Source organism: Streptomyces sp. NPDC046308, assembly GCF_055588065.1.
This window is the reverse complement of record NZ_JBVJFB010000001.1, coordinates 45,968-58,084: the sequence shown is the minus strand read 5'-3', so window position 1 is coordinate 58,084 and position 12,117 is coordinate 45,968. Positions and strand designations below refer to the sequence as shown.

The window sequence follows — 12,117 nt, the reverse complement described above, 5'->3', positions numbered from 1 at the left end:
ACCTACCGCTGTTCCTCGCCCGTGTCGCGGGCGACGTAATAGGTGGGCCGGGCCTGCACGGCCGTGTAGATGCGGGCCACGTACTCGCCGAGCATGCCCACGCAGAAGAGCTGCACTGCGCCGAAGAACAGGATCGTGGTGATCAAGGACGTCCAGCCCGGCAGGGTGCTCCCCGTGGCGTAGACGACGAGGGTCCACGTGAGGAACCCGAGGCAGACGACCAGGCTGAAAGCGCCGAGTGCCGTCGCCAGGCGCAGGGGGACCGCCGAGAAGCTGGTGATGCTGTCCAAGGCCAGGAGGACCATCTTGTGCAGGGGGTATTTGGTGGTGCCCGCCACCCGCTCCGCGCGCTGGTAGGTGACCTGGCCGCTGGGGAAGCCGAGCCAGGGGATGAGCAGGCGGTAGATCTGCTGCTGCTCGGGGAGGGCCTTGAGGGTCTCCACCACGGGGCGGGTCAGCAGCCGAAAGTCGCCGGCCTCGGCCGGCACGTAGGAGCCGGCCAGACGGCGCATGAGCCAGTAGTAGGCGGCGGCGGTCCGGCGTTTGAAGCCGGTATCGGTGGAGCGGTCCAGGCGGACGCCGTAGACGACGTCCAGGCCGTCCGCCCGGGCGAGGGCGAGCATGTCGGGAATGACCTCCGGCGGGTCCTGGAGGTCCGCGTCCATGCTGATCACGTACGCGCCGCGGGCGCGGTGCAGGCCGGCCGTGAGGGCCGCCTGGTGGCCGCTGTTGCGCCGGAGGGCCACGATGCGCAGCTGGGGCCAGGTGGTGCGCAGGTCTTCGAGCAGCCGGGGGGTCTTGTCGGTCGAGCCGTCGTCGACGGCGAGGACCTCGTACGGTTCGTCGCACCCGTCCAGGACCGGCCGCAGCCGCGCCACCAGAACAGGCAGGACCTCCTCCTCGTTGAAGATCGGGACGACGATCGAGAGAGAGACCGATCCCCTGTGTGGCTCGTGCACAGCACTCATCATGCGTGAACCGCCTGGTGACGGCATGTCGAGACGGCCGAGTGCCGCAGGCCGCCGCGCCGCCGGCGTGGGCTCGGGCGAGGCACCCCGTGACCGCTGTTAGGGTGACGTGTGCCCGTCAAGGCGGGCTGTTTTCGGTCACTGATATATCAACGGGGTAGAACGTGAAGCTTCGCCATGTCCGCGCGATCGCCGTCTTCGGCATCGCGATCGTCGCACTCACCGGAGCGCGCGGCTCCCACGGCGCCAGCTGCGGCGGTAGCCACGGCTCGAGCCACAGCAGCTCCAGCGGGGGCACCACCGGTGGCAGCAGCACCAGCGGCGGCGACAGCAGCAGTACCAGCACCAGCGGCAGCAGCACTTCCGGCAGCACGTCCGTCACCGGCGGTTCCAGCAGCAAGAACAAGGCCGAGCGCGACATCAGGATCGACAGCTGCAAGCTGGACGACTCCGGCAAGAACCTGGTCGCCCGGCTCACCGTCACCAACAGCGGCTCGGTGGACTACACCTACAACATCACCATGAAGTTCAGCGGGGACACCACCTCGACCGCGACCTCCGCGCAGGCCAGGGTGAGCGCGCTCACCGTCAAGGCGGGGGCGTCCGCACCGGCCGAGGCCAAGACCGCGTACACCGGCAAGGGCGACGGCAGCGAGTACAAGAAGTGCTCCGTCGACAGCGCGACCAAGAGCGCCCTCTGACGCAGCGCCCGGCCCCGTCGGTGAACCACCGGCGGGGCCGCGCCGTGCCCGGGCGGTGTGCCGGGTGCACTCCCGGCGCGCCCCTCCTCGTACGGGCTACGGGGGCGCCGGCGAGCCGGTGAGGGCCGCGAGGGCCTTGACGAGGGCGGAGTCGTTCGACGCAATACCTCGGCTCGCACGCCAGGCCGGGCCGGCGCCGGAACCGAGGTCGCGCAAGACGAGGTAGGCCCAGTCGGCGCGATCCGCATCCAGGGGCGTGGGAGTCAGCCAGTCCCAGCACCCTTCCGGGAACCGCACCGGTGCGTCCGCCGCGGCGAGCAGGGTGGGCTCCAGCCGGTCCTGCGAGGTCGCCACGCCGAGCACGGGGGCTTTCGGGGATCGGCGCGTTGCCCCCGACCATCGCCGCGGTGGCGAAGTCGCCGTCGTGCAGCGCGTGTAGCGGAAGCGGATGCGGCCGAACTCCCGGGGGAACGCGTTGGCCCTGACCTCGGCGGCGATGCCCCGCTGGCGGAAGATCTCCATCGAGCGCGCGTCGGCCAGCCGTGCTTCTCGACCAGCATGTTCCGCACGCCCCGGCGTTGGGCCTGCCGGGGCGCCTGCGTCGGCGGCGAGTAGGGTGGGCCGGGCCGACGGCGACGACGAGAGGCTGGGCGATGCGCGCTACTTCGGCCGGGGGACCCGCCGGGAATCCGCAAGCGACGCGGCGCACGACGCGGTCACGGCAGTCCGCCCCCGCACCGTCCGGAAGGCCGAGCGGCCGCGCCGGGAACAGCCGGGCAGGTCGGCGCGGTTGCATCGACTGAGGCACCGGCGCCGCACGGGCGGGGAACACGGGGACCACGGAGTCGTCCGCCGCCCCACCGGAACCCGGCCCCTCACGATCGCGGCACGCCTGCCGCGACGCACTCGGACCAAGAAGTACTTCCGCAGGAGGATTGTTTCGTGACCGACCGGCCCCTGACGCTCATGGCAGTGCACGCCCACCCCGACGACGAGGCCACCGGAACCGGAGGGGTCCTCGCGCGCTACGCGGCGGAAGGCATCCGCACGGTTCTCGTGACGTGTACCGACGGCCGTTGCGGTGACGGACCGGGCGGCGTCAAGCCGGGTGATCCCGGACACGATCCGGCGGCCGTCGCCCTGATGCGCCGTCAGGAACTCGACGCGAGCTGTGACGTACTGAAGGTCAGCGACCTGGAGACGCTGGACTACGCCGACTCCGGGATGATGGGCTGGCCGAGCAACGACGCCCCCGGATCCTTCTGGCGGACCCCCGTGGAGGAAGGCGCCGCCCGACTCGCGGAGCTCATGCGGCACTACCGACCCGATGTGGTGGTCACCTACGACGAGAACGGCTTCTACGGCCACCCCGACCACATCCAGGCACACCGCATCACGATGGCGGCGCTGGAGATGACCGAGCTGACACCGAAGGTGTACTGGACGACGATGCCGCGCTCGGGCATGCGGCGGTTCGGGGAGATCATGCGCGAGTTCCACGAGGACATGCCGGAGCCGGATCCCGCCGAGGCCGCCGCGATGGCCGAGATCGGCCTCCCCGACGACGAGATCACCACATGGGTGGACGCCACCGCGTTCAGCGGTCAGAAGTTCGACGCGCTGGCCGCGCACGCCAGCCAGGGCGAGAACATCTTCTTCCTCAAGATGGGCAAGGAGAGGTTCGGCGAACTGATGGGCACGGAGACCTTCCTACGCGTCAAGGACACCACCGGCGCGGCCGTACCCGAGAACGACCTCTTCGCCGGACTCCGCTGATCCGCCCCTCCGACCGTGCCCGGCCACGGCTCATCTGGGTCCCCCGAGTAGAGGGTGGGGGCACATCGACCGAGCGAGCTTCGGCGGCGGCCTGCCGGAGCCCGCAGCACTGGTCGCGCTCGACACGGATCAGGCCCGAACGCAGATGTTCGACACGGCGCCGACGCTGCGCCCGCAGGGCGCCCTGGTGACAGGGGATCAGGCTCCGCCTGCCACCAGTCCCGCCCCGCCCCGCCTCGCCCCTCCCCTCGCCTCCCCTTCCCTGCGCGCGAGGTGAGGGGCTGTGGTCACCAGGTGACCTGGTGCCGGGTTGATCGTTTGCGGGGTGAGAGCGGTGTCCGCCGCTCCTTCGGCTTTGTGCAGGAAAGTGGGTCCGGGTGGACACCATCACGGCCAAGCGGCACATCTTCTCGATGCTGGACGTCGACGGCGACGGGGTCATCTCCCGCCAGGAGTACCTGGCCCGGCCCGAACGAGCGGCCCTGGCCCTGGGGCGGGCCGGCGACGACCCGCTCCTGTCCTTGGCGCGCACCGCGCACGAGAGGGTGTTCGCGTCGATGGACGCGGACCAGGACGGTCGGGTGAGCTTCGCGGAGTACGAGGCGTGGGCGGGCGAGGAGGCCTTCGACGAGGTCTGCAGGCCTGCTCTGGGATCCCTGTTCGACCTGGCCGACTCCGACAGCGACGGCCACTTGGACGCGGCGGAGTTCACCCGGCTGCGCCACGCCCTGGGCAACCCCGTGGGCAACGCCCGTTCAGCCTTCGACGCACTGGATGAGGACGGTGACGGCCGTATCGATCGGGACGCCTACCTGGCACAGATCCGATCCTTCGTCACCGACGGATCCTCTCCCATGGCAAGGGCTCTCCACGCGCAGGCCGGAAACTGACCGCCGGTCGCTGCCGGCAGGACGGAACTCCCGCGCCTGCGCCGGGCCTCCGGCGCGGGTCGGCGCAGGCGGCCTGCCATATGAGGGGCGCGCGGGCGTACGGGGAAGCCGGGCAGCCGCTCCCGGACGGCGAGGCCCGGCAGCCGGGTGCCTCGGTCGTCCGGCGGTCGCCCGGCTCAGGCGATTCCCACCGTGTACGCGGCGCGGTAGCCGTCCCCGTCGGGCGAGACGGCCAGCGTCATCGCGGCGCCGGCGGCCCTGTAGCGGCTGTCCCGCTGGTTGGGGTGCTCGGGTGCGGGGCGGCGCGCGTAGGGCTGGCGCGCGTACACCTTCAGCAGGAGGTCCTCGGGGAAGAAGAACTGGGAGGTCGTCTCGCTCCGGTGGTCGGGGCGCACCTTGAAGTGGATGTGGGGTGCCAGCCCCGCGTACCAGCCGGGGACGATCGTCCGGAACGCGCAGCGGCCGGCGGCGTCGGTGACCTGCGTGCCCCGCAGGAAGGTGGACTTGCCGGTGGAGTAGGCGCCCGAGGGGTCGGCGTGCCAGACGTCCACGGCGGCGGCCGCGAGCGGTCGGCAGCCCGCCGACACCCGGACCACCGTCAGGTCGAGCCGGAACGGCACCCCGCCCAGGCCTTCGGTGATGTCCGAACGCACCCGGTCCAGGTCCAGGTAGTACGGTCCCGCGCCCGCCGTGACGGCGAGGACACACGAGGGGGTACCCGTACCGGTCGGCGGCCGGGACGCCGGGGCCGACGGCTGCCCTGCCGCACCCCGTGTCCCGGCCGTACCGGAGCAGGCCGCGGCCAGCGCGGCCGCCCCGGCCGTACCGGCGGCTCGTAGAACAGCACGACGGCTGGTCCGGTTGGTGTCGTTCTCGGCCATGCGCCCACCGTGCCGGACGGCGGCTTCGACGGTCGGTACCGACACACCGAGGGCTGCCGCCACCGGGTTTCGCAGGCCAGGCCTGGCCTGGACCATTCGTTCAGAAGTTGACGTGAGGTCAGGATGCGGGGCTCCAAGGAGGGGATAAAGCACCGGCATGAGGGATTTGCGGCGAGGTAAAGACAACGTTGCCAGGTCGTTAACACTTCACTTCTTGACGGCAGTGGAGCGGCCACGTTGACTGCCCCCACTTCGGCCGTTCGGACACGGCCCCGTCAGGGAGGTTCACTTCGTGAACGTGTATGTGGGTCGTGCCGCCGTCGGACTGGCCGTTTCTGCCCTCGCCGTCACGCTCGCCGCTTGCGGTGGTGCGGACGCCGGTGCCGACGGGAGCGAGGGCATGGTCAAGATCGGCCTCCTGCTCCCCGAGAACGAGACCGCGCGCTACGAGAAGTTCGACAAGCCCCTGATCGAGAAGAAGGTCGCCCTCCTGACGCTCGGCAAGGGCAAGGTGGTCTACGCCAACGCCATGGGGGACGCGGCCAGGCAGAACGACCAAGTGGACGAGATGATCGGCAGCAAGGTCGACGCCCTGATCATCGACGCGGTGGACGCCAAGACGATCGCGGGGGCGGTGGCCAAGGCCAAGGCCGCGGGTATCGCGGTCGTCGCCTACGACCGCCTGGCCGAGGGGCCGATCGACGCGTACACCTCCTTCGACAACGAGGACGTCGGTCGCGTGCAGGGCAAGGCGCTGCTGGAGGCCCTGGGCGACAAGGCCAAAAACGGGAAGATCGTCATGATGAACGGCGCGGTCACCGACCCGAACGCCGCTCAGTTCAGATCCGGTGCCCGTTCCGTCCTCGACGGAAAGGTGAACGTCGGCAAGGAGTACGACACCGTCGAGTGGAAGCCGGAGAACGCCAACAGCAACATGGCGGCCGCGATCTCCGCCCTCGGCAAGGACAAGATCACCGCCGTCTACTCCGCCAACGACGGCATGGCGGGCGGCATCATCGCAGCCCTGAAGGCCGCGGGCGTCAACCCGCTGCCGCCGGTCACCGGCCAGGACGCCGAACTCGCCGGGGTGCGGCGCATCGTTGCCGGCGAGCAGTACATGAGCGTCTACAAGCCGTACCCCCGCGAGGCGGAGGCCGCCGCGGAACTCGCCGTCACCCTCGCCGAAGGCGAGAAGATCGACGGGATCATCAACCAGGTGGTCAGCAGCCCGACCACCAAGCGCGTGCCCTCGGTACTCATTCCCGGTACCTCCGTGACCAGGAACAACATCGGCAGCACCGTGGTCCTCGACGGTGTCTTCACCATCGAGGAGATCTGCACCGACAAGCTCAAGGCCACGTGCGACGAGATCGGCCTGAAGTAGCGCGATCCGCCCGTAGGGCGAGCGGCGACGGGCGTGGCCGGAAACCGGCATTCAGGGAGAGTTGGGCGTATATCATCGCGCTCCACAGAGAAGGCGTCGTACTTCTGGAGGCATGATGAGCGAGCGGCCTGTCCTTCTCCCCTACGCCGACCCGGCCTTCCTCGCGGACCCCTTCCCCCTGTACCGGCAACTGCGCGAGGACGGCCCCGTCCGGCGCGTCGTCATCGCGGGCGGCCTGGAGGCCTGGCTCGTCACCCGCTACGAAGACGGACTCGCGGCCCTCTCCGAACCCCGCCTCAGCAGCGACGTACGCGACGCCTCGGACACCCGCCTCCTGCAACAGCTGCCCGAAACGGAACGCGAGTCGATGCTGAGCAACATGCTCCGCAGCGACCCGCCCGACCACACGCGCCTGCGCCGCCTGGTCTCGAAGGCGTTCACCGCCCGCAGGGTGGCCGGGATGCGGCCCCGGATCCAGGCCGTCGCCGACGAGCTCCTCGACGCGGTCGTCCCCCGCGGCCGCGCTGACCTCATCGCGGACTTCGCGCTGCCGCTCCCGGTCACCGTGATCAGCGAACTGCTCGGGGTCCCGATCGACGACCGTCACGACTTCCAGGGCTGGACCGACCGCATGATCGTGCGGGGCGCGGAGCCGCCGGACCCCGCCGTGGTGAACGAGGCGTGGCAGCACATGCGCGCCTACGTCAGCGAGCTCATCCGCGCCAAACGGGCGGCCCCGGGCGAGGATCTGCTCAGCGGCCTCATCACCGCGCGCGACGAGGAACAGCAGCTGAGCGAGGACGAACTCATCGCCATGGTGTTCCTGCTGCTGGTCGCCGGCTACATCACCACGGTCAACCTGATCGGCGGCGGCATCGCCATGCTGCTCACCCACCCCGACCAGCTGGAGCTGCTGCGCTCCGACCCCGAGCTGCTGCCGGGCGCGATCGAGGAGTTCCTCCGCTACGACGGCCCCGTCAGCCCGGGCATCGCCCGCTTCGCGCGCGAGGACGTCAAGATCGCGGGCACGTCCATCCCGCGCGGGGCGACCGTGCTGATCGCCTCGGCCATCGCCGACCGCGACCCGGCCCGGTTCCCCGCCCCGGATCAGCTGGACATCACCCGACGGGACAACCCCCACCTCGCCTTCGGGCACGGCATCCACTACTGCCTGGGCGCACCGCTGGCCCGCCTGGAGGGCCAGATCGCCATCGGCACCGCCCTGCGCCGGCTCCCCGGCCTCGCCCTCGCCGGGTCCCCGGACGAGATCCGCTGGCGCCCCGGCGGTCTCCGCGGCCCCCAGATCCTCCCGGTGACCTTCACCCCCGGCGGCCGGCCAGGTCGATAACCGGGATTGGCCGGCGGTACGCTCGCCGTGCACCAGGTGCCGGGAGCAAGGGGAGTGGTCGTGAGCCGACCGCGGGTGGGTGTGGCCGTGCTGACCATGGGGGACCGGATGCCCGCCCTGAGGGCGCTGCTCGACTCGGTGGCCGAGCAGGACGAGCCGGCCGCGGCCGTGGTGGTCGTCGGCAACGGCTGCGCCCTGGCGGACCTGCCGCCCGGTGTGACCGGCGTGGAGCTCGCGGAGAACCTGGGGGTGTCCGGCGGCCGGAACGTCGCCTGGCGCACGCTGCGCGAGCTCGGCGGCATCGACGTGCTCGTGGACCTGGACGACGACGGCCTCCTCGTCGACGCCGACGTGATCCGCACGATCGCCGACCTCTACGAGGCCGACGGCCGCCTGGGCATCGTCGGCTTCCGCATCGCGGACGAGACGGGGGAGACGCAACGCCGGCACATCCCCCGGTTGCGGGCCAAGGATCCGATGCGAGGTGGCCGGGTCACCACCTTCCTCGGCGGCGGGCACGCCCTGTCGATGCGGATGCTGGAACGGACGGGCGGCTGGCCGGACGCCTTCTTCTTCACCCACGAGGAGACCGACCTCGCGTGGCGCGCGCTGGACGCCGGCTGGGACGTCCGCTACGAACCCGCCCTGCTGCTCCGGCACCCGAAGACGTCCCCGGCGCGGCACGCGGTGTACTACCGGATGACCGCCCGCAACCGGGTCTGGCTGGCCAAGCGCCACCTCCCCGCCCTCCTGATCCCCGTCTACTTGGGTGTCTGGACGGCGCTGACCGTGGCCCGAGCCCGTTCGGTCCCGGGCCTGCGGGCCTGGCTGGCGGGTTTCGCCGAAGGCGTGCGCACCAGCGGCGGCGAGAGGCGCCCCATGCGGTGGTCGACCGTGATCCGCATGACCCGCCTGGGCCGCCCGCCGGTCATCTAGGGGGTGTTGCGAAAGTCCCGCACGGTGCCCACGGCGCCCGGCACGCACTCTCGCCGCACCGGCCGAAGTCCCGAGTACGCCCAGTACGAGGGCCTTCGCCCGGCACGCCGAGAGCACGCACCGGACACCGCGGACACCGCACAGGACTTTCGCAACACCCCCTAGCCGCCTCACACATCGGCGATCAGGGCGTACCGTTCGTCGGCCACCGGTCCACCCCACAGGTCCGGGTTACCGCTGAGCGGTTCGATGCGCACCGCGGCAGCGAGCGGGCGGACGGCCGCGGCCAGGTCTTCGGCGGTGATCCCGCCGCTCCACGGGAGTGACTCGGCGCCGGAGACGTACGGGGCACCGTTCTGCCCTGCCTCTCCCCAACGCCCCTCGACCAGGACCAGCCGGCCTCCCGGTCGCAGGCGTGCCACCCACGCCCGCAAGGCGGCCTCCGGATCGGGCAGTGTCCACACCAGATGGCGGGACAGCACGACATCGAACCGCTGTTTCCCAGTCGGCGGCAGCATGGCGTCCCCGACCACGAAACGGCCCGCCACACCCGCGGCCTCGATCTTCGCGCGCGCCCACTCGAGCATGCGCGGCGCCAGGTCGACGCCCGTCGGCCGGTGCCCGGCCTCGGCCAGCAGGAGCGACATCGATCCGGTGCCGCAGCCGATGTCGAGGACGTCTGATGGCTCAGGCGGCAGCAGCGCGTGCAGGAGCCGGGTCCACGCGGAGCGCGTGGCGTCGGCCCTCAGCCCGTGGTCGGGCTCGTCGTCGAAGGTCGCTGCGGCGGCATCCCAGTAGGCGGTGATCAAAGCGGCACGGTCAGTCATGAACCGATGCTCTCAGCCGCCACTGACACCCGGGTGTCAGAGTCCGAGGGCGATGGCCATGCGGGTCATCTCGGCGGTGCTGTTGATGTTGAGCTTGGCGCGGATGCGGCGGAGGTAGGCGTCGACGGTGTGCTTGGAGAGTCCCATGTGGCGGGCGGTCTGCAGGTAGGTGTGTCCGGCGGCGATGTGGCGCAGGGCTTCCTGTTCGCGGGGGGCGAGGAGGGTGGCTCCGGCGGTCGGTGCGGTGGGGGTGAGGCTCATGGGATTCCTCCGACGGTTCTTCTCGTCTCGGTCATCTCTGCTCACGACCTCGGAAGCAGGGGACGCTTTCCGTAATGCGGTGTTTGTCCCTGATAAAGAGATTGGTCGCGTGACTTCATGGCCGTGTCCGCCGACTGTCACAGGCGTGTGACAGCGTCCGCCCGCGCCTGCGGCCCGGTCGCCCATCCCCCGGGAAACCCCTGGTCAGCGCCGCCTCCGTGCACGAAGCGGTGCTCCCTCGTCGGCCTGCGCGCCGGTGGCGCCGGCGGCAGGCCGACGAGGGGACCCAGCGCCTACGGGGTCATTTCGTAGGCTCCGGAGAGCGCCTCGACGCGCGCCCAGACGCGGGCCGCGCGGGCCTCGTCGACGACCGGGCGCCGGATGGCGCCGAGCGCCCAGGCCTGCTGCTCGACCGTGGTGGAGTCCTTGCCGTGGAGCTCGATGGCGTGCTGGGAGAAGTCCCGCACGAGGACGGAGAACAGTTCGTCGAGCACCGACTCGTCCAGGTCCGTCAGGCGGGCCTGCTCCAGGATGAGCTGTCCGTGCACGACCAGGGCGAACAGCTGGCCCACGGAGAGGAGGAAGTCGAGGTCGCGGCTCTGCTTCTCGTCGGGGGCGATGGTGGCCGCGAACTCGCACAGGGCGTCGGCCTGCTCGCGGAAGCGCGCGACGTTCGGCACGGCGGCGTAGGCGTCGTACGCGGGACGCCAGTCGTGGAAGCGTACGGAGCCCAGACCGCGGGCCGGTCCCTGCCGGAACAGGAAGTCGTCGTCGGCGGCGTCGAGACGCGTCGGTACGGGCGCGTACTCGGCCGGGTCCAGCAGGTGGTTGCGCATGAACTTGAGGATCAGCGCGAGGTTGACGTGGACGGTGCCCTCGAGCTTCGGCAGTCCGCGGATCTCGATGGCCGCCTGGGCGAAGTAGTTGTCCTTCTCGAAGCCCTTGGCGGCGATGACGTCCCACATCAGGTCGATGACCTTCTCGCCCTCCGTGGTGACCTTCATCTTGGTCATCGGGTTGAACAGCAGGTAGCGGCGGTCGTCGGGCCCGGCCGAGCGGAAGTAGTCGACGGCGCGGTCGCTGAACAGCTTCATCCCGACGAGGCGGACGTAGGCGTCGGCCAGCTCGCGGCGCACGTGCGGGAAGGCGGTGACGGGGCGGCCGTAGAGGATCCGGTTGTTCGCATGCGTGACGGCCTCGTACATGGCGTGCTCGCAGATGCCGATGGAGGCGGTGCAGAGGTTGAACTTGCCGACGTTGACGGTGTTCAGGGCCGCGTCGAAGGCGGCGCGGCCGGTGTGCAGGACGTCGGCGGCGGCCACGGGGTAGTCGTCGAGGCGGAACTCGCTGACGTACTTGGAGGAGTCGACGACGTTCTTCACCAGCTGGTAGGCCGGGTGGCGGCTGTCGGCCGCGAAGAAGACGTAGCCGTCGGGGCCTTCGACGTCGGTGCGACGGCCGAAGACGGACACGAGGCCGGCGGCGTTGCCGTTGCCGATGTAGTACTTGGAGCCGCTGGCGCGGAAGCCGCCCTCGCCGTCGGGCTCCAGCAGCATGTCGGTGGAGTAGATGTCGGCGCCGTGGGTCTTCTCGGACAGGCCGAAGGCGAACACCTCGCCCTCGGAGAGGAGTTGCGCGGCGCGGGCGCGGGCGGTGGCGTTGTCGCTCTGCCAGACCGGGCCGAGGCCGAGGATGGTGACCTGCCACGCGTACCAGTAGTCGAGGCCGTAGAAACCGAAGATCTCGTTGAGGGCCGCGATGCGCGCCGTGTCCCAGCGCTTGTCCGGCTCGCCCTCGCCGGCGGCGGGGGTCGGGGTCAGGAAGGTCGCGAAGAGCCCTTCCTTGGCGGCGAAGGCGAGGAAATCGGCCAGCCAGGCGCGGGAGCGGTAGTCCTCGATGAGCCGGCGCTTGCCGCGGGCCTCGAACCAGTCGACGGTGGCGCGCAGGAGCCTGCGGGTCTCAGGGTCGAAGTGCGCGGGGTCGTAGGTGTGCGGGTGGAACAGCAGAGGGTCGGACATGGCGATTCACCTTCCGAGGGGGTGGAGTCGAGGAATTGGATCCGAGGAACTGGATCCGAGGAATTGGATTCGAGGGGGTGGAGTCGAAGGCCGCGCGGCCGCGCGCAGGGAGGAGGTGGGGCTGAGG

General features: G+C 70.7%; 12 protein-coding genes. 6 read left to right on the top strand and 6 right to left on the bottom strand.

The annotated features are described in order from the left end of the window. Nucleotides 1–2 precede the first annotated feature (2 nt). Nucleotides 3–968, bottom strand: coding sequence for a glycosyltransferase family 2 protein (locus ACZ6JT_RS00260; protein ID WP_469208104.1), 966 nt, complete (start codon nucleotides 966–968; stop codon nucleotides 3–5). 164 nt (nucleotides 969–1,132) lie between these two features. Between ACZ6JT_RS00260 and ACZ6JT_RS00255 the strand changes: the two genes are divergently transcribed. Beyond that, a complete protein-coding gene (locus tag ACZ6JT_RS00255) occupies nucleotides 1,133–1,669 on the top strand; it encodes a hypothetical protein (protein ID WP_469205605.1) in 537 nt (178 codons plus the stop codon). Between the two features lie 96 nt (nucleotides 1,670–1,765). On the opposite strand, the gene ACZ6JT_RS00250 is transcribed toward ACZ6JT_RS00255, so the two are convergent. Continuing rightward, nucleotides 1,766–2,191, bottom strand: coding sequence for a hypothetical protein (locus ACZ6JT_RS00250; protein WP_469205603.1), 426 nt, complete (start codon nucleotides 2,189–2,191; stop codon nucleotides 1,766–1,768). Between the two features lie 420 nt (nucleotides 2,192–2,611). Here ACZ6JT_RS00250 and ACZ6JT_RS00245 point away from each other — a divergent pair, with 420 nt between their 5' ends. Together ACZ6JT_RS00245 and ACZ6JT_RS00240 are read left to right on the top strand one after the other, a co-directional pair. Continuing rightward, nucleotides 2,612–3,445, top strand: a complete 834-nt coding sequence (locus ACZ6JT_RS00245) for a PIG-L family deacetylase (RefSeq protein ID WP_469205601.1) — start codon at nucleotides 2,612–2,614, stop codon at nucleotides 3,443–3,445. A gap of 377 nt (nucleotides 3,446–3,822) precedes the next feature. Further along, the gene (locus ACZ6JT_RS00240) at nucleotides 3,823–4,335 is read left to right on the top strand and encodes an EF-hand domain-containing protein (protein WP_469205599.1); all 513 of its coding nucleotides are present in this window, start codon (nucleotides 3,823–3,825) and stop codon (nucleotides 4,333–4,335) included. Between the two features lie 176 nt (nucleotides 4,336–4,511). Here the strand turns inward: ACZ6JT_RS00240 and ACZ6JT_RS00235 are convergent, their stop codons facing one another. Beyond that, on the bottom strand, nucleotides 4,512–5,216 hold the full coding sequence (locus tag ACZ6JT_RS00235) for a dioxygenase family protein (protein ID WP_469205597.1): 705 nt from the start codon (nucleotides 5,214–5,216) through the stop codon (nucleotides 4,512–4,514). A gap of 304 nt (nucleotides 5,217–5,520) precedes the next feature. On the opposite strand from ACZ6JT_RS00235, the gene ACZ6JT_RS00230 reads away from it, so the two are divergent. The 3 genes from ACZ6JT_RS00230 (at nucleotide 5,521) to ACZ6JT_RS00220 (ending at nucleotide 8,884) form a co-directional block, all read left to right on the top strand. Further along, on the top strand, nucleotides 5,521–6,600 hold the full coding sequence (locus ACZ6JT_RS00230) for a substrate-binding domain-containing protein (RefSeq protein ID WP_469208102.1): 1,080 nt from the start codon (nucleotides 5,521–5,523) through the stop codon (nucleotides 6,598–6,600). A gap of 115 nt (nucleotides 6,601–6,715) precedes the next feature. Next, nucleotides 6,716–7,948 carry a cytochrome P450 family protein gene (locus tag ACZ6JT_RS00225; protein ID WP_469205595.1) on the top strand — a complete coding sequence of 411 codons (1,233 nt, stop codon included), beginning with the start codon at nucleotides 6,716–6,718 and terminating at the stop codon, nucleotides 7,946–7,948. 60 nt (nucleotides 7,949–8,008) lie between these two features. Then, a complete protein-coding gene (locus tag ACZ6JT_RS00220) occupies nucleotides 8,009–8,884 on the top strand; it encodes a glycosyltransferase family 2 protein (RefSeq protein ID WP_469205593.1) in 876 nt (291 codons plus the stop codon). A gap of 170 nt (nucleotides 8,885–9,054) precedes the next feature. Here ACZ6JT_RS00220 and ACZ6JT_RS00215 read toward each other — a convergent pair whose 3' ends face one another. The 3 genes from ACZ6JT_RS00215 to ACZ6JT_RS00205 all read right to left on the bottom strand — a co-directional run bounded on the left by ACZ6JT_RS00215 (nucleotide 9,055) and on the right by ACZ6JT_RS00205 (nucleotide 11,990). Further along, on the bottom strand, nucleotides 9,055–9,711 hold the full coding sequence (locus tag ACZ6JT_RS00215; RefSeq protein ID WP_469205591.1) for a class I SAM-dependent methyltransferase: 657 nt from the start codon (nucleotides 9,709–9,711) through the stop codon (nucleotides 9,055–9,057). Between the two features lie 36 nt (nucleotides 9,712–9,747). After that, nucleotides 9,748–9,972, bottom strand: a complete 225-nt coding sequence (locus tag ACZ6JT_RS00210) for a response regulator transcription factor (protein ID WP_469205585.1) — start codon at nucleotides 9,970–9,972, stop codon at nucleotides 9,748–9,750. Nucleotides 9,973–10,265: 293 nt separating this feature from the next. Beyond that, complete coding sequence (locus tag ACZ6JT_RS00205; RefSeq protein WP_469205589.1) at nucleotides 10,266–11,990, bottom strand: acyl-CoA dehydrogenase family protein; 1,725 nt, start codon at nucleotides 11,988–11,990, stop codon at nucleotides 10,266–10,268. Nucleotides 11,991–12,117: the final 127 nt, after the last annotated feature.

Excerpts from the sequence above, each read along its gene's own strand:
- ACZ6JT_RS00260 (WP_469208104.1), bottom strand. The coding sequence starts at position 968 with ATGAGTGCTGTGCACGAGCCACACAGGGGATCGGTCTCTCTCTCGATC.
- ACZ6JT_RS00250 (WP_469205603.1), bottom strand. The coding sequence starts at position 2,191 with ATGGAGATCTTCCGCCAGCGGGGCATCGCCGCCGAGGTCAGGGCCAAC.
- ACZ6JT_RS00235 (WP_469205597.1), bottom strand. The coding sequence starts at position 5,216 with ATGGCCGAGAACGACACCAACCGGACCAGCCGTCGTGCTGTTCTACGA.
- ACZ6JT_RS00225 (WP_469205595.1), top strand. The coding sequence starts at position 6,716 with ATGAGCGAGCGGCCTGTCCTTCTCCCCTACGCCGACCCGGCCTTCCTC.
- ACZ6JT_RS00215 (WP_469205591.1), bottom strand. The coding sequence starts at position 9,711 with ATGACTGACCGTGCCGCTTTGATCACCGCCTACTGGGATGCCGCCGCA.
- ACZ6JT_RS00210 (WP_469205585.1), bottom strand. The coding sequence starts at position 9,972 with ATGAGCCTCACCCCCACCGCACCGACCGCCGGAGCCACCCTCCTCGCC.
- ACZ6JT_RS00205 (WP_469205589.1), bottom strand. The coding sequence starts at position 11,990 with ATGTCCGACCCTCTGCTGTTCCACCCGCACACCTACGACCCCGCGCAC.